Genomic DNA, 26,336 nt, shown 5'->3' on the forward strand with positions numbered 1-26,336 from the left:
CTATGACAGACGACCGTATCACCCCCTCATCTTCCCGGACGCCAGATCCATGGCGGGACCTGCGCGAACTCACCCGTGCACGGATTGGGCTGGGCCGTACAGGGAATGCCCTGAAAACCGACGATGTTCTGGACTTTCAAGCCTCTCATGCACAGGCAAGGGATGCCGTTCATACGCCTCTGAACATTGAAACCCTGACAGGTTCCCTAGGCGACGAGCCATACTATTGCGTTCAGAGCCGTGCGCTCGACCGTTCGACCTATTTGCGCCGCCCGGACCTTGGACGGCGACTTGATCCGGAAGCCGCTACTACGCTTCCAAAAGGTGACTGGGATGTGGTTTTCGTCGCGGGAGACGGCTTGTCGTCCTTTGCCACACAGCAGAGCGCCATTCCCCTGTTCCGGGCTATGCAGGCACAGCTTGCTGACTGGACCGTCGCGCCTCTGGTCATCGCTACCCAAGCCCGTGTCGCGTTAGGCGACGACATTGCCGTGAGGCTTGGTGCGAGGATGGTTGTCATGATGATTGGTGAAAGACCCGGTCTCAGCGTGGCTGATAGTATGGGTGTCTATCTGACCTACGGGCCGTATGTTGGCTGCCCCGATTCATCCCGGAACTGCCTCTCGAACATCCACCCACACGGCATGACTGTCCCGGTTGCGGCAGCAAAGCTTTCCTGGCTGATGCGGGAAGCCAGCCACCTGAAGCTCACAGGCGTGGGTCTCAAAGATGCTGCTCCTGAAGTCGTAACCCTCGAAACCTCCGTTCCCCTTCTTGAAAAGGACAACGACCAATGAGCAATGCGCCGTCGCATCTCAACAAGTCCCTGAGTGCATTTCATCTTTGGGGGATTGCCGTTGGTCTCGTTATTTCCGGGGAATATTTCGGCTGGAGTTACGGCTGGGCAACGGCCGGAACACTTGGCTTCTTGATCGCCACTGTGTTTGTCGCGCTGGTCTATACGAGCTTCATTTTCAGCTTTACGGAGCTTACCTGCGCCATCCCACAGGCTGGTGGTCCGTTCGCCTATAGCCATCGCGCCCTGGGCCGATGGGGCGGTTTGATTGCGGGTCTCGCCACTTTGGTCGAGTTCATTTTCGCGCCCCCTGCGATTGCTCTCGCAATCGGTGCTTACCTGAACGTTCAGTTTCCGCATCTCTCGCCCAAAGTCGCGGCTCTGGGCGCCTACATGATCTTCATGGCACTCAACATTGTCGGCGTGCATATTGCAGCGACGTTCGAACTGTTCATCACGATTGCCGCCATCATTGAGTTGCTCGTCTTCATGGGCGTCGTCGCTCCCGCCTTCTCGTGGGACAACTTCCTGCATGACGGCTGGGGCGTAGCCCCTCATTTCGGCTGGGAAGCCATGGGGGGCATTTTCGCGGCCATTCCTTTTGCCATCTGGTTCTTTCTCGCCATCGAAGGTGTGGCCATGGCGGCTGAAGAGGCCAGCAATCCGCGCCGGTCTATCCCGATCGCATATGTTGCGGGAGTTCTCACGCTTGTCTTCTTGGCCTTTGGCGTCATGGTTTTTGCTGGAGGTGCCGGAGACTGGCATGCTCTTGCCAATCTGAATGATCCCCTCCCGCAGGCCATGAAACACGTTGTAGGGGCGCACAGCGGCTGGCTGCATATGCTGGTCTGGCTTGGTCTGTTCGGCCTGGTCGCGTCCCTGCATGGCATCATCATGGGTTATGCAAGACAGATCTTTGCCATGGCACGTGCCGGCTTTCTACCGGCGGTTCTCGGCAAAGTTCATCCGCGTTTTCATACACCCTATACGGCTACGATTGCTGGTGGCGTCATCGGCATTGCAGCCATTTTTTCCGATGATGTCATTTCGATTCACGGTCAGTCCCTGACGGCAACTCTTGTGACCATGGCTGTGTTCGGATCTCTCACGATGTATATCTTGAGTATGATCAGCCTGTTCCGCCTTCGTCGAACAGAGCCTTCCCTGCCGCGCACTTACCACGCACCGCTCTACCCCGTCCTGCCCGGCATCGCTCTGACTGGCGCAGTCGTCCTTCTGGCAGCCGTGACATACTACAATCCCGAAGTCTGCGCGATCTACATCGCATTCATGGCGATCCTGAGCGCTGTCTTCATGCGAAAATACCAGAACGCACAAACGCGGCTCAGGGTCGAGGTCTGAGTTTATTCGCTGTCGTCTTTCCCCGAAACTTTCAGGAACGGATTTCGCGTGTCGGACAAACACGTCCTGGCAGTCTTCTGCCTGCTCGTTGGAACGGCCCTCCCGTCTTTTGCTCACGCTCAGGCAGCCGCCACGTCGAACATAGCCATTACGCCGGACGGGACACCCAACCCCAATCCACCGACGACGCTACCGTCAACGTCCCATCAGGCTGACAGCACTGATCCGGATATCCCGGCCCTGAAAGCGGGGAATCTGTTCTCACCTGAGACTGGGCACTCCCTATCCTACTGGGATGGGCTGGTTGGTCATCTGACGGTTGAAGCGGGGATCAGCGGTAATCCATGGACACGGTCTGGACGAAATTTCGGCCAGTTCTATCTGGACCGCGCCAATACCGTGACTCTTAATCAGATCATGGGTTCGATATCTCATCCCATCACGTCCATAGGTGGAGGTTATGGGATCGGCTTTGTTGCTGAAGTCATGTACGGATCAGACGCGCGGTTCGATCCGACAATCGGTATGGGAGACGGTACGCTCACCGGGCTTTATCAGTGGGCCCCTACTCAGGCGCATATTGACGTTCACACGCCGTGGATCTTTCGTCACGGGATCGATTTTCAGGCCGGGCAGATGTATGCCCTCATCGGCGCGGAAGGCACACCTGCCCTCGCCCGCCCGTTTTACTCCTTCAATTACGCATCAGACTATATCGTCCCGTTCGAAACGGTTGGCATCATCGCAACAATGCATCTTAGTCAGCATATGGACTGGATCCTAGGCATCGATGCAGGCAATTCCACGACGTTTGGTCAGGCCGGGAACAACAGTCGCCCCAAAGGATATTTCGGCTTCGCCTGGAATAATCTGATGGGGGGCAAACTGAACCTGCATGCTATCGGTCATTTCGGACCGCAGGGAAACAATGGTGTCAGTCGAACCTCTCCCGCTGGCTGGACCAGTTCAGGCATCGGCAAGGCCGCAAATGGTCTCATGCAATACAATGCGAGCCTTCTGGCTACCTATCATGTCAACAAAACTCTCTCGCTGATGGCGGAGGCACTTTACCTTCATGATGATGCGTCGCGCGATGATGCTTACGGCGTCACGTCCTACCTGTCGTGGGACATTCACCCCTCTTTGACTTTAAACGTTCGCGGTGAAATTTTCCGCGACAATACCGGCGGCATCATCAATCAGTATCCCGGCAATATGTCCTACACGAACTCCCTGCGAAACCGGCCCTATTTTTACTATGGCGCGCCTCCCACGACTTACGGTGCCCTGACGGTCGGCGTGGCCTATCGACCCCCCTTCGTTAACCGCCACCTTGGAAGTGGCGTCCTGACTGTTCGTCCGGAAATTCGTCTGGATAAGTCTCTCAACGGAACGCACCCCTTCAATCAGGCTGCCACGGTCTCTGGCGCAGCAGTCAATAATGGAACCAGCAATATGCTTTGGTTCAATCTGGATGCCGTTCTGAGTTTCTGATCTGCCACACCTGAGACTGCCAAAAGCAACAGAGCACGAAACTTCTTGACAGGTTCTGCGTGTTTGTGACGGTTTGCGCGTGTTTTACGCCCTGCCGGAGCAAATCCCATCCTCAAAGACGAACGCCTGAGCCAGATCCGTGCCCGTTTGCTAAGTCACGGGCGCGTCCTTGCGGCCGATCTGGCTACTGAATGGCATGTACCCGTTGATATGGTCCGTCGTGATCTGCGCGAACTTGCAGAAGCTGGCGAATGCCGTCGGGTATATGGTGGTGCACTCCGTATGCAGCCGGCTGCGGCGCATATCCATGCCCGCATGGGGGAAAATATTGCGCTTAAAAACGCACTGGCCAGCCATACTGCGGGTCTTTTCAAAGCCAAACAGGTGGCCTTCATTGATACAGGCTCCACCAATATTGCCCTAGCAACGTCTCTTTCTCGGGATATGCCACTGACGGTCGTAACCTCCAGCCCTGCGGTGGCAGTCGCCTTGAGCGATGCAAGCCAGATTGAAACTATCATGATTGGTGGACGTCTTGATGACGCGACCGGAGGAGTCATTGGCTCGGTGGCTGTTCAATCGCTTCAGCATTACCGGTTCGATCTCTGCTCTCTGGGTGTCTGGGCGATTTCCGCCGAGGGCCCAAGCGTATGGGATCCGGAGGAAGCTGCTTTCAAGCGCGAAGTTCTCAGCCGGAGCGAAACCGTCGTGGTCATGGCAGAGGGGAGCAAGATCGGGTCGGGTGGTCGCTTTCCTGTTGCTCCGCTGGACACTGTTCATACGCTCATTGTCTCAGAAGACGCCCCTTCCGACGAACTTTCCCGCATGACCGCCTCAGGCGTATCCATTCTCAAGGTTCCAGTTCATGACTGACACGTCAGCCGAAACAGTTCGTCCCGTCCAGCGTGATCTCATCATTATTCTGGGGCTTCTGACATGTCTGGGGCCACTTAATATTGATATGTATCTGCCCGGTTTCCCAAACATCGGGCATGACTTTCAGGCAAGTGAAACAGCCGTTCAGTTCAGTCTGACCAGTACACTCATAGGGCTTGCAGTCGGGCAGCTTCTGGTTGGCCCATTCAGCGACGCCCGAGGGCGTAAGATCCCGCTTCTGGGGGCCATGGCTCTTTTTGCTTTATCATCGCTGTTCTGTGCCGTTGCTTCCAGCATTACGACTTTCATCGTTGCCCGCTTTCTGCAAGGCCTCACGGCTTCTGCAGGTCTGGTCCTCTCCCGCGCTGTGGTCAGAGACGTTTTCAACGGCCCGGATCTCGCTCGTTTCTTCTCGCGGCTGATGATCATCAACGCAGTTGCGCCCATGGTCGCCCCAATGCTTGGAGGCGCCATTCTGGCTTTGCCATCAGCAACATGGCGCACGATGTTCTGGTTCCTGACGGGATTTGGTGTTCTTGCATTAGGTTTGGTGGCGGCTCGCCTGACTGAAACACTGGAACTCCACAGGCGTCTTCCCAACTCTCCCCGTGCGACACTGGAAACATTCCACAGCCTGCTGACGGATCGCGAATTCATCGGCCATGCCCTGACTGTCGGTCTTATTCATGGTGGCAGCTTCGCCTATGTCGCCGGAACTCCTTTCGTCTACCAGGATATCTACGGTGTAACGCCGCAGACCTTCAGTATCCTTTTCGGCATCAACGGTCTGGCACTGGTGGGGGGAAGCTGGTTGATCGGACGAGCGGGCAGTATGGCTCGAACCGACACGTTCCTGCGGGCCTCAGTCATCTGCATCACAGTCGCGGCGGCTCTCATCACCTTGATTGCAACGCTCAAGGGGCCGCTTTTCCTGCTGGTGGCTGCGATCTTCCTCTACATGACCTGTATCGGAATGATCCTGACGGCAACCTTCGTTCTTGCCATCGCAAAACAGGGACACCGCGCCGGGAGTGCCAGCGCGATCCTCGGGTCACTAAACCTTCTGATAGGTGGTGTGGCCGCGCCATTGGTGGGGCTGAGCAAGACCAGTGCCCTTCCCATGGGACTGGTCCTTTTGCTGACCTCCCTGGCCGGCCTGTTCACCTGCTTCCGGCTGGCGTCTCGTCATCAGGACGATGTAACGTCCTGATGACATGGGTCGTCTCAGGCTTTTTCAAGACCTGGACGACCACGCTCCACTGCGAAGCTCGCATAGGTGGAAAGCTGCCCATCATGGTTGCTGACCTGATCCAGCGTCTTGAGATCTGCACGCCAGACATCCCGACCAACATCACAGATGACATAGCCACGTTTGTCAGTCGTAGCCTTAAGATGCGGGTTTTCACGGCGAACGGACTGGCTGTGTGCATCATTATCGCCGATACCATCGCCACCTGACGAGATGGACGTCGCCAGGAACTCCACAGAAACCGGTTTCTGTTTGTCAGGGTCAAGAACGAGATTACCCGCGTAATGCCGATGCGCATCGCCCGTAACATTGACGACATTTCCGGGACAGTGATCCCCGATGAACTGAAGCAGCCGGTTTCGGCTGTACATGTAACCTGACCACTGGTCCATGCTGTAAAGCAGCTCGGAATGGGCTGATTTCCGATGAGCGAGATCCATGACCATGACCTGATGAGCCAACAGGTTCCAGCGTGTGTCGGACTTGCTCAGCCCATTGAAGAGCCATTCTTCCTGCTGAGTGCCCATCATCGTGCGTTCTGGTGACCACACATCCGCACCTTGCGGAGCATCTTTGTCACCATAGACCTGATCACTACGGTACTGGCGTGTATCCAGAACGAACGTGTTCATCAGATCACCAAAGCGGAAGCTTCGGTATATCTGCATGTGGCTCCCATCCGGCAAAGAACTCGCGCGTAACGGCATATTCTCGTAATAGGCCTGCATGGCTGCAGCACGGCGCAGGCGGAAAAGGTCCGGCGGTGTCCCGTCCTGATCTGTGTCTCCTGCCCAGTTGTTATCCACTTCATGATCGTCAAAGCTGACGAGCCACGGTGCGGCAGCATGTGCAGCCTGAAGATCTGGGTCCATCTTATACTGGGCATAGCGCCGGCGGTATTCGTCCAGAGAGTAGATTTCCGGACCGAAATGGCGGCGAACTGCCGTAAAGGGCTTGCCGTAAACCGTGTGAACGCCAGCGCCGATGTCTGCACCTTCGTAAATGTAATCGCCGTAATGGAAGATAAAATCGACGTTCTCATTCGCGATGGCGCGCCATGCGGAATAATACCCGAACTCATAATGCTGACAGCCTGCCGCCACAAACCGGAGACGCTGGACCTCAGCACCCGGCAGAGGCAGCGTCCGCCCACGGCCAATCGCGCTTTCATGGCCTGCGATGCGGAAGCGATACCAGTATGGCCGATCAGGCTGCAATCCTTCGACCTCAACATGCACGGAATGCGCCAGTTCAGGATGAGCGATGGTTTGTCCTGTGCGAAGAACCGTTGAGAATTTCGGATCTTCGCTGATGTCCCAATCCACCAGAACAGGTTTCAGGTGCGTCATTCCCCCCGCTTCTTCCATGGGGCGGGGCGCAAGACGCGTCCAGATGACAAAACCGTCTGTTGCAGGATCGCCGGACGCCACGCCCAGTTGGAATGGGGACACGTCAAACGTAGGTTTCTTGTCCAGATTATGGGGGGCGGCAGCAGAAAGCTGCCTGAGACGGTAGGTGAACAGAAGACCCGCTCCAAGGCCGGTCAGTACGCGTCTACGGTTCAAAAACATCGTTCAGAGTCTTTCGCTGAGGTCGAGCAGATGTGTGTTCACTCAAGACAGCGGATCGCCCCGTTTGCCCATGCCCTGCCCGCGTTCTTCATGAAACTGTCACAGACCTGACGTCGTAAATTCCGTAATGCATCGCCGCACGCTGTCCATCCTTCAGAATGAATGAGACGATCCTTGGCGGAAAACTGGTTTCCCTGTCAGCAGGAATGGTTGCGTCTGCGCCGACGCATCAGAACTTTCACGCACCGTGATGATGCTGAAGATCACCTGCAAACTGCCCTTGCGAATTACTATGAACGCTCACGGGGACAGGTCACCCATCCGGAAGCCTATATTACCCGAAGCGCCTTTAATCTTCATTTGAATGATCTGAAAAAAGCATCTTCCAGCACTGTTTCCACCACTGGAGAACAGGATCAGATCCTGGAGTTGCATGATCCTGCGCCTTCTCAGGAAGAAGCTTATGCAGCATCTCAAAGAATGACGCGGTTTCACGAAGGGTGCCGCCAGCTTCCTGAAAGGACGCGGCAGGCATTTTTGCTCAACCGTGTTGAAAAAATGAAATATCGAGAGATTGCCGTTACCCTGGGCGTTAGCGAAAGCAGCGTGGAAAAACATATCGCCAAGGCGCTCGTCTTTCTTTCTTCATGGATGGACCAGTGATCCCCTCTGAAAATATGCTCGCCACACGAGAGCGTGCTGCAGAATGGATCGCGCGTCTGCACGCGGATGATTGCACTGAAAATGACCGCGCCGAGTTTGTTCAATGGATGCGCGGCGACGCCTGCAGAGCGGATGCCGTGGAGCTTCTGACAGACTATTGGGAGCTTGGCGGCGGGGTGCAGACAAAAGACATTCTGCAAACTGTCGAGGTTCCATCTGTACCACAGAGCCAAATTCGACGGCGCCTTTTGCTGGCTCTTGCCTCTTTGGGGACGGTTACTTTGCTTCCCGTGAACAAAAGTGCAAAGGCTTCCCGTATTCTGCAAACCTCTGTCGGTCACACGTTGCGAGTGCCTTTGCCAGATTACGGTTCCTGCCTACTGGATTCCGGAAGCCGGATGGTTCTGTCTGAAGATGGCAGTCGGGCGAGACTGGATAAGGGACAAATTCTCCTTTCGCCTGGTCATCGAAAGGAATTTCATCTGTCAGCCCGGAACATTACGGTTCATTTGCCAGAACAGACATCGACGAATATCCGCACAGACAGTGCCTGTACTGACATTACCGCAGTTCGGGGGCAGATCCTTTTGAGCACAGGTGGGGGGGCTTCAAATGATGTCTGGATAAAAACCGGTCAGCGATTAAGGATTTTCCAGAACGGGCGGGTAAGTGTCGATTACCCCAATATGGAATCTCTCCTTTCGTGGCAGACAGGTAGGCTCATTTTTCGCAATACCCCCTTGCCTGACGCCATTTCCCAGATCCAGCGTTACACTTCACGGCAGATCACCATTACGTCTCCAACATTGGAAAACCTCAAGCTGAGCGGGATCTATTTCGTCTCTCAAGGCGATATGTTTCTGCGTATGCTGCCGCGCCTGCTTCCTGTCAGACTGCAAGAACAAGGCAATCATTATATGCTCCGGCCATTGTGACGGTTTCATGAAAACACAGGTAATGTCCTGAGGTTTTTTGAATTGTCATTGTCTTTCTGGGGAGAGCGCTTTTTGCGATCGCCAACAGGATAGAGAATACATGGCCGTGAACGTCCGGTGCCCCCTTCGCGCAGCTTTGCTTCTGACCGTGGGAATGACCATTCTGACCCCGACTGCGATTGCCACTCCGACAGGCGCGGCAAATGTTCATATTGATCGGCAGCCGATGGCACAGGCGCTGGAATCCTTGAGCCGACAGACGGGAGAGAGCATCCTTTTCTCACCCGATTTGGTCGAACATCTTCAGGCGCCTTCCGTCAGTGGCGCATTGACCCCGGATGCTGCTGCGAAAAAACTTCTCAGCGGAAGCGGACTGACGGTTGAAGTCGCTCCCGGTGGTGGCATGATCATCCGGCGCGCAGTAGGTGCAAAACGACCGTCCAAGGCAAGACGCAGCCCTCGTGTCAGGGAAGCGAACGATATTGAGCAGATTGTTGCTACGGGCCACAGAACAAGATCTGTTCTGAGTATCAGCGGTGACCAGATGCAGGATATGATGCCTGGTCAAAATCCGATGCAGGCTCTTGATCTGCTACCTGGCGTCACATTCACAAACGTTGATCCCTGGGGAAATAACGAACAGAATTCAAGCATTTACGTTCATGGTTTTTCCAACACGCAGCTTGGGTATACTCTGGATGGTGTACCACTCGGTGCAGGAGCTTACGGCAACTATAACGGCCTCTCCCCGCAGCGGGCTGCCATCAGCGAAAACATTGGTCAAACGGCCCTATCTTCAGGCGCAGGCGCTCTCGGGACCGCATCAACCAGCAATCTGGGCGGAACAATTGAATTCACAACCCGCGATCCCAAAGCAAAAGCCGGGGCAACCATCCGTCAGACCTTTGGAAGCTATTCCACATTTCGGACCTACGCTCGTCTCGATACCGGAAATTTTGGGAATGGCAACTCAGCCTATGTTTCCTTTTCACGACAGGATGCCCGCCCATGGAATCTTGGTGAAGGCAATAGTCAAGGTGGCTATCAGGTAAACGGAAAATTCGTTCACAAAGGACAGAATACGACGATCACTGCGTATTTTGACTGGCAGAACAAGGCCGAACCAAACACACAGGGTCTGACGGCACCTACTGACCTCTACGCACGCGGCGCATTCTTTCCGGATCTGAGTGCTGCGATGGCGAATTATCCGTCAATGACTTCAAAATCCGCAGCTCCCGGCACGCCGAATAACAAGTACTATTTCTCGGCAGCACAGCGTACGGATTACCTCACCTATTTGAAAATCTCACATCGGTTCTCTCCGAACCTGACTTGGGATAACCAGCTTTATTTCCACTATGATGACGGCGCGGGCGTGGTTGCAACATCCATTCGCACGAATGCCATTCTGACCATTCTCGGGACATATCTTGATCCGACAGGTTCAAAATACATCAAGAATGGTCAGTTTACATATAGCAACGCCGGAATTGATCCCAAGGTCTGGAATGCTACGGGTGGAACGGGATTTGCCGTCCGCACCACGGAATATGAAGATTATCGTGGCGGCCTGACCAGTACGCTGCATTATCACCTCGGTCACCATAACATCGAAGTGGGGGGCTGGTACGAGCGCAACAACAACACTCAGGGGCGGTTATGGTATCCTCTGACAGCGACAGACACACTGACACCTTACAAGCGCGCGACCAACCCACTTTTCACACAATGGATGAACGCGTTCTACACCAACACTTTCGTTACGCATTTGCAGGATAGTTGGAAAGTCACCCCTCACCTGACGCTGACAGCGGGTTTCAAATCCGAAATGGTGTATACCAACGGAACATTGCCGATTGCTGCTTTGCCGCAATCCCTGGCGTCTTCCGTCAAGGGTGCAAAGACGATCGTCGATACCAGCACGCATACTGTCGCGGGTGGGACTATTCCGTCCTACAAGCCTTTCCTTCCTGCTTTGGGTGCTTTGTGGAATTTTACGCCACATGAGCAGTTTTTCGCCAACATTCAGGAGAACATGAATTCCTTCGCCCAGACAGGCTATGGCAGCACATCCCCATGGGCTGTGACCAGTCAGGAAGCATTTGAAGACTTCAAACGGACTGGAAAACCCGAAACATCCTGGACGTATGAAACGGGCATTCGAACCAATCGCCCTCTGTTTCTCGGGCCATTGACGGGCATCAGTGGACAGCTTGAATACTACCATGTCGATTTCTTCAATCGACTGGGAGCAATCAAACCACCCAATCAAGGTATTTCAGGCGTTGGCGGCACGGTAGCCAATTTGGGCAGCGTTTCGACCAATGGTATGGATCTGTCTTTCACTCTGCGCTTTGGTCAACACTTCTCCGTTTATGATGCTGTGTCCTATGTAAGCAGCATTTACGGCAGTGATTTCATGGATGGTTCTACGCTTTACGCCACAAAAGGCGAGAAAGTCCCTGCTATTCCTGTTTGGTCCGACAAGTTTGCAATCAATTATAATCAGGCAGGATTCAATGCCCAGCTTTTTGGTACCTATATGGGCGTACGACCTGGAACGATCACCAACAGCATCATGGTTCCGCCCCGTTTCCAGCTTGGATTCAGCTCTGGCTATACATTCAAGCACATTCCTCACATGCAGAGCCTTAAACTGCAGTTCAACGTCAGCAACCTGACGAACACCCGGTCCTGGTCAACGATTACGGCAGGCGATGGCTCAACCTATGTCGGATACCCGACACCACCACGCATGTTCTTTGGTACGGTGGCTGCGTCTTTCTGAAGTTGATTTGGGGGGATGGCTTTTTTTCGCCATCCCCTTGCTGTTCAGAAATCTGCCCGAACCCGAACTTCCCATGTAGCCGGGCGTCCTGCGACGGCGATGTTATCGCCCCCAACGAAATAACCTCGTGTCACATCGTAATGCTTGTTTGTGATGTTTCGACCAATGCCTTCGATCTTCCAGTGTCCTTTACGGGGGGCGAAAGAAATATACCCGCCCCACAGGGTGTAACCTGGAATGGTATTTGCATCGTTAAGCGCAGTGCTTGTCGTGCGAAGGCTGTAATCCACACCAGAAACAAGGTCATACCGGCCAAGGCGCCACGTATAATCGACAGAGCCATTAGCCGTAAAATGTGGGACTTCCACACTCCGGCCAGAAACGTCCTGTTTCACGCCTACCCAGACACCGTTGACCTTCTTTGAACTCGTAACGGCGCTGAATTCATCATAGGCCCCTTCAACATACGCTCCAGACTGGGCGACACGCAGACCTGGTATCGGTGACCATTCCACTTCGTACTCACCACCAAACATATGTGAACGCGGAGCATTGACGAACAACCCGATCGCAGACCCCGTCGTCGGGCTATAAGCAATCGATTGCACCTGGCGATCAAAATAGTCGTAGTAGAAGAAATCCGCATTGATCCGAAGATTATAGCGCGGAAGGATCAACTTGTTTCCCACTTCGAACGCATAAAGCTGCTCCGGTTTGAACGGATTTGTCATCTGCGTGACGTCAGAAGAGTTATACACCGTAAAGCCGCCCGACTTTACACCTTTACTAAAGGTGAAATAGGCCATGTCATGACTGAATGGATGATACTGAACACTAAATTTGGCAGATGGCAGCGTATAGGACTGGCCCTGTTGCGCGACTGTGTTCTGAGGATTGGTCACAACGCCGTTGACAAGGTAATGGGCGTAAACATTATCCAAGGTGCGCTTTTCATGCTCGATCCGCAAGCCACCAACCAACTGCAGTTTAGACGTTAGATCATATGTGACCTGGCCGAAGCCGCTGATGGTATTGACTGTCTGTGAGTAACGGACATCGCCATCGGTGTTGTAAAGCGCCTCAAAACCCGACTGATACCGGTCATTCAGCCACTGATAGCCATAATAAATACCGCCAATCCAGTGAAGACGCCCAGTCGTATTCGATGAGAAGCGTAGCTCATCCGAGACGACACTAGCGCGCGTATTGAATTTCACATCGGCGAGCGAAAGCGATGAATCATCGAAATTATCGTATTCATTGCGCTGCATGTAATCATAACTGGCCAGGTTTGTGATTGTGAAATCCCGGAGATGCTTCTCGACCCGCAGGCTGCTCCCCCCGGTATCAATATGGCTATAAGGCTTCTGATCCGGGGTAAGGCCAGTCTCTTTGGCAAACTGCGCCGACGTGCCCCATCGCGTATTGTAGCGACTGGCAGAGGCTGGCATCGGGTTGGTCGAACTCAGGCTGGTAATGGGCCCCCACGCATAAGGACCTGTCCCGTCAGAGCGATCACGGCTTCCATGCAGGTTCCACTCCACCTTCCAACTCTCTGATGGTGCATAATCCACCAGAAGTCGCGCAGCACCACGGTCAACATTACCAAGGTGAGCTTTTGCTTCCGGATTATATTGCCACGCACCGCCCTGTTGCGTCTCACCGGACAGACGGAACTTGAGTTTGTCGTTGATAGGGCCGGAAATATAACCATCAATCTTCGCGCTATCGAAGCGGCCATACTGGGCAGCAACACCCCCTGTTAGCTTGTCAGTCGGCTTATTGGTGATGTAATTGATCGCACCACCTGTGGTATTTCGACCATATAGCGTTCCTTGTGGTCCACGCAACACTTCCACGCGCTGCATGTCAAACATCATGCCGTTGATTCCGAACGGAACAGGATTGGCAACTTCATCAATATAGATACCAACGGTTGGAGAATTATTGCTGGAATAGTTATTAAAGCCAACGCCGCGAATGGTATAAGTGAACTGCCCACTGCCATAAGATGGCTGTATCTGTAGCGATGGCGTTGCGTATTGCAGATCAAACACATTGTTAATGTTGCGATTTTCCAGCATTTTTGCTGAAATAACGCTGATGGATGTTCCGATATTCTGTGGACTGTCGGCCTTACGTTCAGACGTTACGACGACGTTCTCCACACGGGATGCCTCATGAGTCTGCGGTTTCGATGCCGGACGCACATGAGTGATTTTAGAGGAGAGAGGCTCCCCTTTTCGCGTATTAACCTGCGCTGGCTTTTTGGCTGGAGCGCTATCTTCCGCATATGCTGCAATACTCCAGAGCGGTAGCAGTGCTACCGTAGAGACAAGAGCAGTTCGCCCACGGACAAGGAGGGCATTTCTGCGGTACGGAGCAGTGTGAACGTCGTGCATCGGTTCCGCCTAACAACTAATAATTATCGTTGTTATATAAAACAACTATCGGATAGCGTTTAAGGGATAGAAAAACGATTCACAACAGGTTATGCTGTGAACGCAACATTTTTTTGTATTTCTGACCGAGACAAAGACAAGAGATCGAACACCCATGGCTTCCCAGATGAAACTCGCCGCATTCCTTCTCCCAACCGGCCATCATGCGGCAGCCTGGCGCCATCCCGGCTCAGCTCCGGACGCTGGCAGCAACTTTCAGCAGCAGCTCGAACAGGCACGTCTTGCTGAGCGCGGACTCTTCGATGCTGTGTTTATCGCTGATTTTACAAGCTCCATCGACGAAGCCACTATCGACGGTTTCCGCCGCATGACCTACGCGGCGTCTTTTGAGCCTTTAACTCTTCTTGCTGCTCTCGCAGCCACAACAAACAGGATTGGCCTGATCGGCACCGTCAGCACGACCTATTCGGTACCCTATCATCTGGCTCGACAGTTTCTGTCCCTTGATCAGATTAGTGGCGGACGCGCAGGATGGAACCTTGTCACGACTGCGAACGTGAAAGAGTCCATTCATTACGGACATCCAAGCCACGTGCCTCACGCAGATCGCTATCAGCAGGCTCGCGAATTCGCCCAGATTGTGCAGAATTTCTGGGATAGCTGGGATGACGACGCCTTCCAGAGAGACATAGAGAGTGGAGAGTTCTTCAGGCCCGAAGGTCGTCGCCCTTTTGATTTCAAGGGAGAATTTCTCACGGCCGCAGGTCAGATAGATATTCCACGTTCTCCGCAGGGCCGGCCTGTTCTGGTTCAGGCGGGATCGTCTGAGCCTGGCCGTCAGCTTGCTGCTGAGACCGCCGAAATGGTTTTCACGGCGCAGCAGACTCTTGAAGAAGCAAAAGCATTTCGCCTCGATCTGCATCGTCGGATGCGGGATATTGGTCGTGATCCTGCATCTCTGAAAGTCATGCCGGGCGTCTATCCTCTGGTAGGGCGGACACAGATGGAGGCTGAGGATCTCCGGGCACAACTCGATGATCTCACGCATCCGGATGTTGGTCTGTTTCTTCTGGGGGGAATGACAGGCACTGATCTTCGTGGGTTGCCTCTCGACGCCCCTCTCCCAGAGGCGCCTGCAGACTTCAACGGAAACCGCAGCCGTCAAACGCTTTTGGTTGAAATGGCAAAGCGGCGGAACATGACATTGCGTGACCTGTATCTGGAAGTCAGCGGTGCCCGCGGGCACTGGTCCATTTATGGCGGTCCGAAGGAGATTGCAGATCAACTGGAAGAGTGGTTTGTGGAAGGCGCAGCTGATGGCTTTAACGTCATGCCCCCTATTCTGCCGCAGAGTCTGGAACTGTTCGTGGATCATGTTGTGCCTGAACTACAGCGCCGAGGTCTGTTCCGTACCGCCTATGAAGGCACGACCCTGCGTGAGCATCTGGGACTAAAACGACCGGCTCCCGGCGAGACCCCATGAAACCGTCTTTCGTTCTGATTGCCGTAGCGAGCCTCGGGCTGGCATTGCCAGCTTTGGCTGCCCCGCGCGATACCATGAGTATTGGCGTTTCCATTGAGCCGCCTGGTCTGGACCCAACCCGCACGCCAAGTGAGGCGGTTGGAACGATCACATACAACAATATCTATGAAGGACTGACACGACTGGATCGTGAAGGTCACGTTCAACCTCTTCTGGCCCGGAAATGGACGGTTTCAGACGACGGACGTGTGTATCATTTCACCTTGCAGGACAATGTTCGCTTCCATGATGGATCGCCCCTTACGTGCGAGAACGTCCGTTTTTCGCTTCTTCGTGCGGGTGCTGCAAATAGCACAAATCCGGATCGAACCGTTTTCACAAATATCGTCGATGTCGTCTGCCCGGACCCCGCGCATGCGGATGTGACGCTGAAAAAACCTCATGGCAGTTTTGCCTACGAACTAGCATGGAATGACGCGTCCATCCTGTCACCGGCATCTTCAGACAGCAATGTCAGTCACCCGGTTGGAACAGGGCCCTTCAGGTTTGAAGAGTGGCAGCGCGGCGACCATGTCACCTTGGAACGCAATCCGGACTACTGGGGGAAAGCACCTTTTCTGAAAACAGTAACGTTCCGGTTCATGCCTGATCCTCTTGCTGCGAGTAATGCCCTTCTCGCCGGGGAACTGGATGCTTACCCGTCCTTCCCTGCGCCGGAAATTTTGAGTCGATTTATAGATCATCCGAGCATTCGGATTGTTCGTGGCACCTTCCCCTTCAAGGCCATTCTCGCTCTCAATAATGCCCGCAAGCCGTTTCATGACCTTCGGGTCCGCCAGGCAATTGCCTACGCCATTGATCGTAATGCGCTTGTTCAGGCTGGGGCTGATGGCGAGGGCACGGTTCTGCAATCGCATATGGCGCCTAATGACCCAGATTATGTCGCGCTTCCTGACCGTTATCCTTATAATCCCGAACATGCTCGCGAACTGCTAAAAGAGGCCGGGGTCCGACCGGGTACGCAGATTACCCTTTCCTACCCACCCATTACTTATGCGCGGGATACCAGCGAAATTGTCGCAGCCTATCTCGAACAGATCGGTCTAATCGTGACATTACAGCCTCTCGAATGGCCAGCATGGCTCGGGCAGGTTTTCGGGCAGGGCAAATTTGACATGACGGTCATTGCTCATACCGAGCCTCATGACATTGGTATCTATGACCGCGACAACATATATTTCCACTACAGAAATCCAGTGTTCCACAGTCTTTTCGAGCAGTACGAGGCAACAGAAAACCCTGAAGAGAGACATCGTTTGTCAGTTGCCATGCAAGACCGCCTTGCACAGGATGAACCCAATGTTTTCCTGTATTCCCGCCCTCGGGACACGGTCATGAACCGCCATATCTCAGGTCTCTGGACTGATCAGCAGATCGCAGCCTGCCCCATGGCTGATGTATTCTGGGAGCCACGATGACCGGTTTTGCTCAAACTTTCTTCGGGCGGTTTGCTGTGCTGGCTGTTGCCAGCGTAATCGTTTTTGCGCTGCTCACTGTTCTGCCAGGTGACCCCGCGACCGTAATGCTGGGCCTGGACGCCAGTCCTGAAAGCATTGCTGCCCTGCATCATCAGCTTGGTCTCGATGCGGCTCCTGCTTCCCGTTATTTTCGGTGGATTTCCGGTCTTTTCCATGGAAATTTGGGCACGAGTTACGTTTATGGTGTGCCGGTTTCCGGGTTGATTCTTGAACGCTTTCAGAGCACCTTGCCACTCATTATCTTTGCAACCGGGCTTGCCCTTCTCATCGGTCTGCCCGTTGGGTCTGTCGCAGCGACCAACCGTGGAAAACGGCTGGATCTGATGCTTATGGTATTGCTTCAGTTCCTGAAATCCATCCCGGATTTCTGGCTTGCCATGATGATGACCTTTCTGTTCTCCCTGACCCTGCACTGGTTTCCCGCAGGGGGATTCAGTGGTTGGAATCACGGCGTTTTTTCCGGTCTTCGTGCCCTCACCTTACCGGCACTCGCTCTTGCGATTCCACAAGCCGCAATCATTGCACGATTCATGCGATCATCTCTGATTGACACATTGGGACAGGACTTTATCCGTACCGCCCGTGCCCAAGGTTACAGTCGCCAAGGCGTTCTCTGGCGGATCGCAATCCCGAATGCGGTTATTCCAGTTCTGACGCTGGTCGGAATTCAGCTTCCTGTTCTCGTAACAGGGTCAATCATCGTTGAGAACGTGTTCAACATTCCAGGATGTGGCAAGCTTCTTCTGGAAGCCGTGAATCAGCGAGACATTCCGGTTGTGCAAAATCTTGTCATGCTGATCGTTGCGGGTGTCCTGGTGTTGAACCTGTGCCTTTCGGTCATCATTCACTGGCTGGACCCACGGCTTGCAGGAGGCGACGCATGATCTCAAGGCGTCTTCCCAATAGCTTGATTGCCGGAATTATCCTGCTTCTTGGTTGTCTTCTTCCAGCAGCAGTTGTCTGGGTCTGGCATGGTGGTCACGCACCATTCATTGACATACCAAACCGCTATGCTCCGCCCTCTTCCGCTCATCCGCTAGGAACCGATCCCTTCGGGCGGGACCTCGCCAGCTATGTTCTGACCGGAGCCTTCAATACAACAGTCATTGCGGTAATTTCCGTCACACTCGCAACCATTACCGGCACCATTCTGGGGCTTATTGGCACGCAAGGTGGAAAAAGAGGCTGGGCTGTCATGAGTGCCACCGATCTTGGGCTGGCATTCCCCCCCATCCTCATTGCTGCCATGCTCGTGACGCTACGGGGAGCCTCTGCGACAGGTGAGATTCTCGCCATCGCCCTGTTCGGTATTCCGGCACAGATCCGCATTACAAAACAGGCCGCACAGTCTATTATTGTGCTGGATTACATCTCAGCCGCGCGCATGGCAGGATTGGGACCAATAGCTGTGACGGTCCGACATATTCTCCCCAATATCGCGCCAATCCTGATCGTTCATGCTTCAACGTCTCTGGCTCTCGCTATCCTGTCCGAGGCAGGTTTATCCTATCTGGGGTTAGGCGCTCCCCCCCCACAGCCAGATCTTGGGCGAGCGCTGGCCTCCTATCAGGTCCATATTTTTGATCATCCTTTCCTGGTTGCCGCGCCGGGGATCGCGGTCATGGTGCTTGTTCTTGGCTTCAACCTGTTGGGAGACGGGTTGAGAGATCTTCTTGAGCGCCCTTTTACCCGTAGCGAAGCACACCTGCCATGACGACACTCCTTTCTGTTCAGGATTTAGCGGTTCTCTCCGGAGCAAAATCCATCCTTCACCCATTGTCGTTTACGATCAGTCCTGGTGAGACGGTCGCTGTGACAGGCGAATCTGGATCTGGGAAGTCTACTCTGGCCCACGCCTTGATAGGACTGCTACCGGATGGCTTTAAAACCTCTGGGCAGATTATTTTTGAAGGGCAGGATCTTGCAGCTCTTTCTGAGCGCACTTTTCGCGATCTCCGGGGGCGCCGCATCGCCATGGTGTTTCAGGAGCCCATGACAGCCCTCAACCCAATCCGCCGTATTGGCCAACAGATTGGTGATACACTCAGGCTTCACAATGCACTTTCATCACGAGACATCGCGTCGCACGTCCAGACATTGCTGGATCGCGTGGGCCTAAGCAGTGTGGGAATCTCTGCAGAAGCGTATCCTCACGCCTTGTCTGGCGGGCAGCGTCAGCGCGTTCTTCTCGCAATGGCGATTGCCTGTAAGCCCGCCCTTCTCATTGCCGATGAATTTACAACTGCGCTGGATAGCAAAACGCAAGCAGACGTAATGGACCTTGTGAAGGATCTTTCCGTTGAACACGGGATGGCCGTTCTCATGATTTCCCATGATCTGGGTGTCATAAGGCGTCACGCACAGCGCGTCCTGGTTCTCCAACAGGGTTGCCTTGTTGAAAGCAACGAGACAGAGCAACTCTTTGATTGGCCGCAGCATCCTTATACCCGCTCACTTCTGAGCATGTCTTTGCATGGAACAGGCCATCCTTCTTTGACGCACATTCCTGTTCCCTCGGATGTCGCTGAAGGTATTCAGCCATGACCATTCTTCTGGAAGCGAAGAACATTCAGTTCAGCGTAGCCACACACAAATCCTCCTTTTTTACTCCCCTCAGAAAAAACGTTCTGCAGGATGTCAGCCTTCATGTGGCAGAGCGCGAAACACTGGGCATTGTTGGGTCTTCCGGGAGTGGAAAATCAACCCTGTCCCGTATTTTGACAGGCCTTGTAAGACCGGAGAAAGGAGAAATCTTCTTCCGGGGGCAGAGCCTGATCGATACTAGGAGGCAAGTCAGGAAAGACGTTCGCCCCAGCATCCAGATGATTTTTCAGGACCCTCAAGGGGCACTCGATCCTCGCCAGACCGTACGGCAGATTGTGAAAGAGCCTCTCCATCAGACGCCCTTGGACAATGAAGAAAAGGAACGTCGGGTTCGGCAGGCTCTGGCAGATGTTGCCCTTCCGGAGGATGCGGCTGATCGTTATCCAAGAATGTTCTCCGGAGGGCAGCGACAACGCATTGCCATTGCCCGGGCTCTTGTAACACGCCCTTCCGTCATCATCGCGGATGAGGCGGTCTCTGCGCTGGATGTTTCCACACAGGCTGTCGTGTTGAACCTGCTGTTGGATCTTCAGAGCCGACATGGTCTTTCCTATGTTTTTGTCAGTCATGACCTGGCTGTTATCCGGCATATTTCTCATCGTGTTGCCGTACTCGACGCGGGGCGGATTGTGGAAACCGGCGCAACCCTCTCAGTGCTGGACCATCCTCAGCATCCCACGACCCGCGCCCTGATTGACGCCAGTCTTTGAAACGATTTGAACCATGATTTCCCAATCGCTCAATAATCTCGTGACAGACGTGCCCGGTATCCGCGTCGGCAATGTTCAGAACCTCGATCAGCGGACAGGTGTCACAGCTCTCCTTTTTGATCGACCTGCAATAGCGTCTGGCAGCTTTCTTGGAGGTGCACCGGCATTACGGGAAAATGCTCTGCTGGAACCTGAAATGCTGGTGGGCGGCATTGATGCCATCGTTCTGTCAGGTGGCTCCACTTATGGGCTGGATGCGACCGCCGGCGTGCAGGCATGGTTGCGGGAACAGGCTGCAGATCTGCCAACTCCCGACAATCAGGTTCGTGTTCCTATCGTCGTTCAGGCAAGTCTTTTCGACCTTGTGAATGGAGGCAACAAAGACTGGGGCCGGTATTCCCCGTATGCCGAACTCGGCTACCAGGCTGCACAGGGAGCCCGTAAGGGTCAGTTCGCTCTTGGGACCACAGGAGCTGGGACCGGAGCGACGACTACACTCCTCAGAGGAGGACTGGGGTCTGCAAGTACCATCACGCCATCAGGTCATACCGTTGCCGCCCTGATGGTGGTCAATGCCGTCGGAACCGCGACCGTTGGCAATGGCCCACATTTCTGGAGTGCTCCGTTTGAACGGGATAATGAATTCGGCGGCTTAGGATTTCCATCATGCCTCACAGAAAACGACCTAGCTTTGCGCATGAAGCCAAACTATGTGGCCGGTACCACGATCGGTGTTATCGCGACTGACGCGATTTTGACAAAGGCCGAAGCCAAACGCCTTGCCATCCTGGCACAGGATGGTATCGCCCGCGGGGTCTTTCCGGCCCATTTGCCTCAGGATGGAGACGCAGTTTTTGGTATTTCCACAGGTCACGCACCTGCCCCTGCCTCTGTAGAAATCTGGACGGAAATCCTTCACGCCGCGACGCAGGTTACAGCTCGTGCCATCGCCCGTGGCGTGTATGAAGCCTCACCATTGCCAGGAGAGCCCTTCCTTCCAACATGGAAGGAACGCTTTGGTGATGTGAAACAGGGAAATGTGGACCATGGCTGATATTCTGCCTGCCCCGACCAATTTCTTCCGCGTTCCCGGGCGACGACTGGCTCTTTCCACACTTCAAAAAAGTAGCGATACGACCCTGATCTTTGTTCATGGGTTGGGCGGTAACCGACAGCAGTGGCGTTTGCAGTGGGAACATTTTTCTCAAGAGAACGTCAATCTTATTGCATGGGATGCTTACGGCCATGGCGACAGTGCGCGCTCTCACCATGAACAGGCGTTCGTAAGCTCCTATGCGGTGCAGGATCTCGCTGCAATTCTGAAGGCTTATCCCTCTTCAAAGCGCATTCTTGTTGCACATTCTTTTGGATGTCGTGTGACGTTGGAATGGGTTGCGGGTCTGTTGCAGGCAGAACAGGCGGTTCCGATTGATGAGCTTATTCTTCTTGGACCGGCCTCTCTTGCGCCGTGTCTGAAGGGGCCCATGTTTGGGAACTGGATGGACCGGCTGCCCTTCTGGTTGTCATCCCTGGCACGGCCATTTTTGCAAAAACGTTTTGAAGCTCTAGCCTGGGCTTCAACGGTTGATCCAAACCTTCTGAAGGCCGAACGCAAGGCCACAAAACGCAATAGTCTTTTCATGATCAATGCTGTCCGTGCGAGAGCACAACCCATTGATCATGATGTTTTGAGACAATTCGGAAAGCCAGTGCACATTCTGGCTGGCCAGCAGGATGGCATCGTACCTCTCGAAGAAATAAAGAAACTTCAATCGCTTATATCCGGAAGTTCCCTGAACATTCTTCCGGAGTGTGGCCATCAGATCATGCTGGAACAGCCTGCAACCGTAAATCGTTGCATTGAGAGTGCTCTCAAACATCTTTCCTCTGGGCAGGAGACGCGCTCATGAGCCAGGACGTTCTCGGCAACGCAGTGTCCGCAGGCGATGGTGAAACGTTACAAGGTATCAACGCCTTTATTCTCGGTTATCTCGGCTACGATCTCAAACTGGTGGACATTCTTGGTGTCGCGGATCAGTCCGATGACTGTCTGGCGAATACTTATGCAGGACTTCTCTGGATGTTGTCCGAAACAGGAGATATCCCTGCTGAAGCATTGCGCTATCGGGACCGGGCGAGCGCCTCTTTTGATCGAGCGCTTCCACGTGAAAAACTGCTCTTTTCGGTTCTGGAAGCTTCGATAGCAGAAGATCCGGATCGAATTATCGCTCTGACGGATACGATCCTGACCGAATGGCCGCGGGATCTGGTCACACTGAAACTCAGGCAGTATCATGATTTTATTCGTGGACGGTTCACGGATATGCTGGCTATCGCCCTGAAGAGCGAAGATGCTGCAGGAGATATTGCCGCACTGCATGGAATGCTGGCGTTTGGTTTTGAACAATGCCACGACCTGACTGCGGCTGAACGCTCCGCACGACGCGCTCTTGAGATGGACCCTTCCGAGCCATGGGCGCAACATGCTCTTGCGCATGTTTTTTTGACGCAGGGACGGATTGAAGAAGGTATTGCCTTTCTGGAAGAGCGGTCGGCTGGCTGGGAGCACCTGACCTCTTTCATGTACACGCATCTCTGGTGGCATCTCGCTCTATTCTATCTGGCTCAGGGCCGGGTAGCGGACGCGCTTGATATTTACGATCAGCATTGCTGGGGACGGGAGCGGAGTTTTTCGCAGGATCAGATAGGTGCTGTGTCCCTGCTCGTCCGTCTTGAACTGGCAGGTGCGGATGTGGGGCAGCGCTGGGATGATCTTGCGGAATGGCTTGCCCCCAGGCAGGAGGATGTCAGTCAACCGTTCCTGAGTTTGCAATATCTCTATGGCCTTCTGAAAGCACGCCGCCCCGAGGGGAGGCATCTACTCCAGCGTATAGAGAACCTTTCAGACAAAGACCTTCCAGATCAGCAAGCCTGGACTTTGGTCGGCATTCCCCTGGCTCGTGGTTTGGAAGCCTATCTGGACCATGATCCAGTCACAGCCCAGCGATACTTTGAAGCTGCCCTCCCTCACCTTCAGGATATTGGTGGCAGCCATGCGCAACGTGATCTGTTCATGCAGATCCATAAAGATATCGTCCGTCAGCTAGCCAACCTGTCGCCCTGAAATTTCGACTCGGATTTTAGCTGCAAGTTCGAGAGATCGACACCGGCTGTCATGATCATGAATCGGGACAGCAATCATGAGTTCGTCAGGTTTGTGGCGATCTGCAAAAGCTTGAACCTGCGCAGAAACGCTTTCTCTTGAACCCGAAAACGTACAGGCCAGCGTTTGCCCTAGCATATGCTGCTCTTCTGCTGACCAGGGAAAAGGACCGCTGTTCACAGGCGGCGGAAAGGCGATCGGGCGGCCACGTTTTAACGCCACAAAATATTGATAAAGCGATGTCGCCAGACGTTTGCCTTCTGCTTCTTCATCAGCAGCGATAATGTTCACTGTCAGCATAACATGCGGTTTGGCGCATCGTTCAGAAGGTTCAAACCTGGCGCGATAGAGGGTAATGGCTTCTTCCATCTGTGCGGGGGCGAAATGGGAAGCAAACGCATAAGGAAGCCCCAGGTGAGCAGCCAAAACAGCGGAAAACAGCGATGAGCCCAAAATCCAGACCGGGACATGAAGACCCGCCCCCGGCACAGCCCTGATGAGATGAGTGTCCTCTTCAGAGGACGGCTCGAAATAATGCAGCAGCTCCACAACGTCCTCAGGGAACCTATCAGGCGCAGCTGGATCACGTCGAAGAGCCCGCGCCGTCCTCTGGTCTGCCCCGGGAGCGCGCCCCAGCCCAAGATCAATTCGTCCGGGGAAAAGGGTTTCCAGTGTTCCGAACTGTTCGGCAATCACCAGCGGAGAGTGATTGGGCAGCATGATACCACCTGATCCCACCCGGATACGGGTTGTCGCACCTGCTACCTGCCCGATTAGCACTGCCGTTGCGGCAGATGCAATGCCAGGCATGGCATGATGTTCAGCAAGCCAATACCGATGGAAGCCAAGGCTTTCCGCCCGTTTGGCAAACTCAATCGAATGTCGGAACGCTTCCCGCGGACCGGAACCCCGTGTGATGATCGAAAGATCAAGAACAGAAAATGGAATCATGGTCTTTATCCTCGACAGTCTGTGAGACCAGACAGATCAAAAGCGCACGCACCCGTCACTGCATCCTGATGCTCGTCCATCACATGTGTTGCGTTAAACATCCTGTCACGACTTGAGTTTTCCGCAAGGCGTTAAGGAGCGATCAAAATACCAGAAATATTTGAAGAAACAGTGCTCTTCCATATTTTCTGATGTCTGATCTTCAGCCATGCTGAGATGTCGATCCCGTTTTCCTGATCCTCATGACGCAGACTTTATAGCGGAATTCGGTTCATCAAAGGATATGGAAAATGATGCTGGCAATCTTCGCGGAGGATCTGATTCCGTCGTTCTTTCACTTTCGTTCCTGACCCTCTTTCTCGTTCTGACGGGGCTGCGTTCCATATGACAACAACCTTTGCCATTCTTCTTGCAACATCTGCGATCATTGCCGTGGTCGTCCTGATTGCGCGTTTTCGCCTGAACCCGTTCATTGTTCTCTTTAGCGTTTCACTTCTCCTTGCCCTCTGCGCCGGTATGCCTCCCAATCAGGTGGTGGCGTCTTTTGAAGCCGGTGCAGGACATGTCCTTGGGCATGTGGGAACCATCATTGCTTTGGGAACCATGCTCGGTAAAATGCTTGCTGAATCCGGAGGTGCGGACCGGATTGCCCTGACCATTTCAGAACGAGCCGGACGGCAGAGAATTGACTGGGCCATGATGGTGATCGGGCTACTGGTTGGTTTGCCGGTCTTCTTTGAAGTTGGCGTTGTTCTACTGTTTCCTCTGGCCTTCGTACTGGCAGCGCGAACCAACACGTCCATTCTTCGGGTGGCTCTCCCCATGGGAGCGGCGCTCTCCGTCACCCATGCCATGATCCCGCCCCATCCAGCGACACTTCTGGCGCTCTCCGCCTATCATGCGAATACAGGAACGACGATTTTCTGGGGGGTCATCCTCGGAACGCCTATTGCAGCCATAGCCGGCCCGCTTTTTGCGCGATTTATCAGCCCGCGTGTTCCCATCACCGAGACAAATCCGCTGGCAGAGCAGTTCGTCAGCCGCGAAATTCCTTCAAATCTTCCGGGCTTCACCATTACAGTCCTGACCATTACGTGCCCTGTCATCCTCATGCTGATCGGGTCTGCGGCTGATCTGTTTACGACGCCCAGGAGCGCGCCCAATACGTTCCTGCATTTCATTGGAAACACCGATATTGCCCTGCTGCTGGCAACAGTCATGTCCTTTTATGTTCTGGGTCTCGCGCGTGGCTTTTCCCGTGAGACAATCCTGAGATTCACCAATGAATGCCTCGGGCCAACGGCGCTCATCATGCTCCTAGTTGGTGCGGGTGGTGGCTTCGGGCGCGAACTGATCGACAGTGGCGTTTCAAAAGCCATCACGGATGCTGCTGTTAGCGCACATGTACCCCTTCTGGTTCTGGCTTGGCTTTTGGCAGCAATTGTCCGTGTTGCCTGTGGTTCATCCACTGTCGCCATGAGCACGGCTTCCGGTATCGCAGGCCCTATTTTGGCTCATTCACAGGGTGTGTCACCTGAACTGATGGTGATTGCGACGGGTGCAGGATCTGTCGCTTTCGGTCCTATGAACGACGCCGGGTTCTGGCAGATGAAGGAATATCTTGGCCTGACCGTCCCTCAGACCATCAAAACATGGTCGGTTCTGGAAACGATTATTGCGGTTCTGGGGCTCCTGTTCTGCCTCGGGGCGTCCATGGTCATCTGACAGCATCGATTACAGATATACAC

General features: G+C 54.0%; 21 protein-coding genes. 18 read left to right on the forward strand and 3 right to left on the reverse strand.

The window, feature by feature from the left end:
• The first annotated feature begins 2 nt into the window (after positions 1-2).
• The 5 genes from eutC (at position 3) to J4P41_RS09760 (ending at position 5,738) form a co-directional block, all read left to right on the forward strand.
• The gene (gene eutC / locus J4P41_RS09740; protein ID WP_426066954.1) at positions 3-797 is read left to right on the forward strand and encodes an ethanolamine ammonia-lyase subunit EutC; all 795 of its coding nucleotides are present in this window, start codon (positions 3-5) and stop codon (positions 795-797) included.
• Positions 794-2,158 (forward strand): ethanolamine permease, encoded by a 1,365-nt coding sequence (eat, locus tag J4P41_RS09745; RefSeq protein WP_426066955.1) that lies wholly within the window; start codon positions 794-796, stop codon positions 2,156-2,158. Before eutC ends, eat begins: the two co-directional genes overlap by 4 nt.
• Positions 2,159-2,206: 48 nt before the next feature.
• A complete protein-coding gene (locus J4P41_RS09750; RefSeq protein ID WP_426066956.1) occupies positions 2,207-3,652 on the forward strand; it encodes an outer membrane beta-barrel protein in 1,446 nt (481 codons plus the stop codon).
• A gap of 135 nt (positions 3,653-3,787) precedes the next feature.
• Positions 3,788-4,525 (forward strand): DeoR/GlpR family DNA-binding transcription regulator, encoded by a 738-nt coding sequence (locus J4P41_RS09755; RefSeq protein ID WP_426067061.1) that lies wholly within the window; start codon positions 3,788-3,790, stop codon positions 4,523-4,525.
• Positions 4,518-5,738 carry a multidrug effflux MFS transporter gene (locus J4P41_RS09760; protein ID WP_211568817.1) on the forward strand — a complete coding sequence of 407 codons (1,221 nt, stop codon included), beginning with the start codon at positions 4,518-4,520 and terminating at the stop codon, positions 5,736-5,738. Before J4P41_RS09755 ends, J4P41_RS09760 begins: the two co-directional genes overlap by 8 nt.
• 14 nt (positions 5,739-5,752) lie before the next feature.
• Here the strand turns inward: J4P41_RS09760 and J4P41_RS09765 are convergent, their stop codons facing one another.
• Entirely contained in the window at positions 5,753-7,348 is a 1,596-nt protein-coding gene (locus tag J4P41_RS09765; protein WP_426066958.1) for an alkaline phosphatase D family protein, read from the reverse strand.
• A 162-nt stretch (positions 7,349-7,510) separates the two neighbouring features.
• Here J4P41_RS09765 and J4P41_RS09770 point away from each other — a divergent pair, with 162 nt between their 5' ends.
• The 3 genes from J4P41_RS09770 to J4P41_RS09780 all read left to right on the forward strand — a co-directional run bounded on the left by J4P41_RS09770 (position 7,511) and on the right by J4P41_RS09780 (position 11,737).
• On the forward strand, positions 7,511-8,011 hold the full coding sequence (locus J4P41_RS09770; RefSeq protein ID WP_023941980.1) for an RNA polymerase sigma factor: 501 nt from the start codon (positions 7,511-7,513) through the stop codon (positions 8,009-8,011).
• Complete coding sequence (locus J4P41_RS09775) at positions 8,008-8,946, forward strand: DUF4880 domain-containing protein (protein WP_034880080.1); 939 nt, start codon at positions 8,008-8,010, stop codon at positions 8,944-8,946. Before J4P41_RS09770 ends, J4P41_RS09775 begins: the two co-directional genes overlap by 4 nt.
• A 100-nt stretch (positions 8,947-9,046) precedes the next feature.
• On the forward strand, positions 9,047-11,737 hold the full coding sequence (locus tag J4P41_RS09780) for a TonB-dependent receptor plug domain-containing protein (RefSeq protein WP_426066959.1): 2,691 nt from the start codon (positions 9,047-9,049) through the stop codon (positions 11,735-11,737).
• Between the two features lie 44 nt (positions 11,738-11,781).
• Here J4P41_RS09780 and J4P41_RS09785 read toward each other — a convergent pair whose 3' ends face one another.
• A complete protein-coding gene (locus J4P41_RS09785) occupies positions 11,782-14,139 on the reverse strand; it encodes a TonB-dependent receptor (RefSeq protein ID WP_426066960.1) in 2,358 nt (785 codons plus the stop codon).
• Between the two features lie 154 nt (positions 14,140-14,293).
• On the opposite strand from J4P41_RS09785, the gene J4P41_RS09790 reads away from it, so the two are divergent.
• The 9 genes from J4P41_RS09790 to J4P41_RS09830 are packed head-to-tail and all read left to right on the forward strand — an operon-like array spanning position 14,294 to position 23,598.
• The gene (locus J4P41_RS09790) at positions 14,294-15,622 is read left to right on the forward strand and encodes an LLM class flavin-dependent oxidoreductase (RefSeq protein ID WP_426066961.1); all 1,329 of its coding nucleotides are present in this window, start codon (positions 14,294-14,296) and stop codon (positions 15,620-15,622) included.
• Positions 15,619-17,100 (forward strand): ABC transporter substrate-binding protein, encoded by a 1,482-nt coding sequence (locus J4P41_RS09795; protein WP_426066962.1) that lies wholly within the window; start codon positions 15,619-15,621, stop codon positions 17,098-17,100. The genes J4P41_RS09790 and J4P41_RS09795 overlap by 4 nt, the downstream gene beginning before the upstream one ends.
• The gene (locus J4P41_RS09800) at positions 17,097-18,044 is read left to right on the forward strand and encodes an ABC transporter permease (RefSeq protein WP_426066963.1); all 948 of its coding nucleotides are present in this window, start codon (positions 17,097-17,099) and stop codon (positions 18,042-18,044) included. The genes J4P41_RS09795 and J4P41_RS09800 overlap by 4 nt, the downstream gene beginning before the upstream one ends.
• Entirely contained in the window at positions 18,041-18,874 is an 834-nt protein-coding gene (locus J4P41_RS09805; RefSeq protein ID WP_426066964.1) for an ABC transporter permease, read from the forward strand. Before J4P41_RS09800 ends, J4P41_RS09805 begins: the two co-directional genes overlap by 4 nt.
• On the forward strand, positions 18,871-19,704 hold the full coding sequence (locus J4P41_RS09810; protein WP_426066965.1) for an ATP-binding cassette domain-containing protein: 834 nt from the start codon (positions 18,871-18,873) through the stop codon (positions 19,702-19,704). The genes J4P41_RS09805 and J4P41_RS09810 overlap by 4 nt, the downstream gene beginning before the upstream one ends.
• Positions 19,701-20,474, forward strand: coding sequence for an ATP-binding cassette domain-containing protein (locus J4P41_RS09815; protein ID WP_211568807.1), 774 nt, complete (start codon positions 19,701-19,703; stop codon positions 20,472-20,474). Before J4P41_RS09810 ends, J4P41_RS09815 begins: the two co-directional genes overlap by 4 nt.
• Before the next feature lie 13 nt (positions 20,475-20,487).
• Positions 20,488-21,528: a P1 family peptidase gene (locus tag J4P41_RS09820; RefSeq protein ID WP_426066967.1), complete on the forward strand. Its 1,041-nt coding sequence runs from the start codon at positions 20,488-20,490 to the stop codon at positions 21,526-21,528.
• Positions 21,521-22,384: an alpha/beta fold hydrolase gene (locus J4P41_RS09825; RefSeq protein WP_426066968.1), complete on the forward strand. Its 864-nt coding sequence runs from the start codon at positions 21,521-21,523 to the stop codon at positions 22,382-22,384. Before J4P41_RS09820 ends, J4P41_RS09825 begins: the two co-directional genes overlap by 8 nt.
• Complete coding sequence (locus J4P41_RS09830; protein ID WP_426066969.1) at positions 22,381-23,598, forward strand: tetratricopeptide repeat protein; 1,218 nt, start codon at positions 22,381-22,383, stop codon at positions 23,596-23,598. Before J4P41_RS09825 ends, J4P41_RS09830 begins: the two co-directional genes overlap by 4 nt.
• On the opposite strand, the gene J4P41_RS09835 is transcribed toward J4P41_RS09830, so the two are convergent.
• A complete protein-coding gene (locus J4P41_RS09835) occupies positions 23,578-24,588 on the reverse strand; it encodes an LLM class flavin-dependent oxidoreductase (protein ID WP_426066970.1) in 1,011 nt (336 codons plus the stop codon). The genes J4P41_RS09830 and J4P41_RS09835 overlap by 21 nt on opposite strands.
• Positions 24,589-24,972: 384 nt before the next feature.
• On the opposite strand from J4P41_RS09835, the gene J4P41_RS09840 reads away from it, so the two are divergent.
• Positions 24,973-26,313, forward strand: coding sequence for a gluconate:H+ symporter (locus J4P41_RS09840; protein ID WP_062018881.1), 1,341 nt, complete (start codon positions 24,973-24,975; stop codon positions 26,311-26,313).
• The last annotated feature ends 23 nt before the right edge of the window (positions 26,314-26,336 follow it).

The sequence above is a fragment of the Gluconobacter sp. NFX36 genome (assembly GCF_049887835.1).
GTDB lineage: Bacteria > Pseudomonadota > Alphaproteobacteria > Acetobacterales > Acetobacteraceae > Gluconobacter > Gluconobacter japonicus_A.

Bases quoted from the DNA above. Each gene is read 5' to 3' on its own strand.
- J4P41_RS09765 (WP_426066958.1), bottom strand. From the start codon at position 7,348: ATGTTTTTGAACCGTAGACGCGTACTGACCGGCCTTGGAGCGGGTCTT.
- J4P41_RS09780 (WP_426066959.1), top strand. From the start codon at position 9,047: ATGGCCGTGAACGTCCGGTGCCCCCTTCGCGCAGCTTTGCTTCTGACC.
- J4P41_RS09800 (WP_426066963.1), top strand. From the start codon at position 17,097: ATGACCGGTTTTGCTCAAACTTTCTTCGGGCGGTTTGCTGTGCTGGCT.
- J4P41_RS09805 (WP_426066964.1), top strand. From the start codon at position 18,041: ATGATCTCAAGGCGTCTTCCCAATAGCTTGATTGCCGGAATTATCCTG.
- J4P41_RS09770 (WP_023941980.1), top strand. From the start codon at position 7,511: ATGAGACGATCCTTGGCGGAAAACTGGTTTCCCTGTCAGCAGGAATGG.
- J4P41_RS09795 (WP_426066962.1), top strand. From the start codon at position 15,619: ATGAAACCGTCTTTCGTTCTGATTGCCGTAGCGAGCCTCGGGCTGGCA.
- eutC (WP_426066954.1), top strand. From the start codon at position 3: ATGACAGACGACCGTATCACCCCCTCATCTTCCCGGACGCCAGATCCA.
- J4P41_RS09820 (WP_426066967.1), top strand. From the start codon at position 20,488: ATGATTTCCCAATCGCTCAATAATCTCGTGACAGACGTGCCCGGTATC.
- J4P41_RS09815 (WP_211568807.1), top strand. From the start codon at position 19,701: ATGACCATTCTTCTGGAAGCGAAGAACATTCAGTTCAGCGTAGCCACA.
- J4P41_RS09810 (WP_426066965.1), top strand. From the start codon at position 18,871: ATGACGACACTCCTTTCTGTTCAGGATTTAGCGGTTCTCTCCGGAGCA.
- J4P41_RS09830 (WP_426066969.1), top strand. From the start codon at position 22,381: ATGAGCCAGGACGTTCTCGGCAACGCAGTGTCCGCAGGCGATGGTGAA.
- J4P41_RS09760 (WP_211568817.1), top strand. From the start codon at position 4,518: ATGACTGACACGTCAGCCGAAACAGTTCGTCCCGTCCAGCGTGATCTC.
- J4P41_RS09790 (WP_426066961.1), top strand. From the start codon at position 14,294: ATGGCTTCCCAGATGAAACTCGCCGCATTCCTTCTCCCAACCGGCCAT.
- J4P41_RS09835 (WP_426066970.1), bottom strand. From the start codon at position 24,588: ATGATTCCATTTTCTGTTCTTGATCTTTCGATCATCACACGGGGTTCC.
- J4P41_RS09825 (WP_426066968.1), top strand. From the start codon at position 21,521: ATGGCTGATATTCTGCCTGCCCCGACCAATTTCTTCCGCGTTCCCGGG.
- J4P41_RS09840 (WP_062018881.1), top strand. From the start codon at position 24,973: ATGACAACAACCTTTGCCATTCTTCTTGCAACATCTGCGATCATTGCC.
- J4P41_RS09785 (WP_426066960.1), bottom strand. From the start codon at position 14,139: ATGCACGACGTTCACACTGCTCCGTACCGCAGAAATGCCCTCCTTGTC.
- eat (WP_426066955.1), top strand. From the start codon at position 794: ATGAGCAATGCGCCGTCGCATCTCAACAAGTCCCTGAGTGCATTTCAT.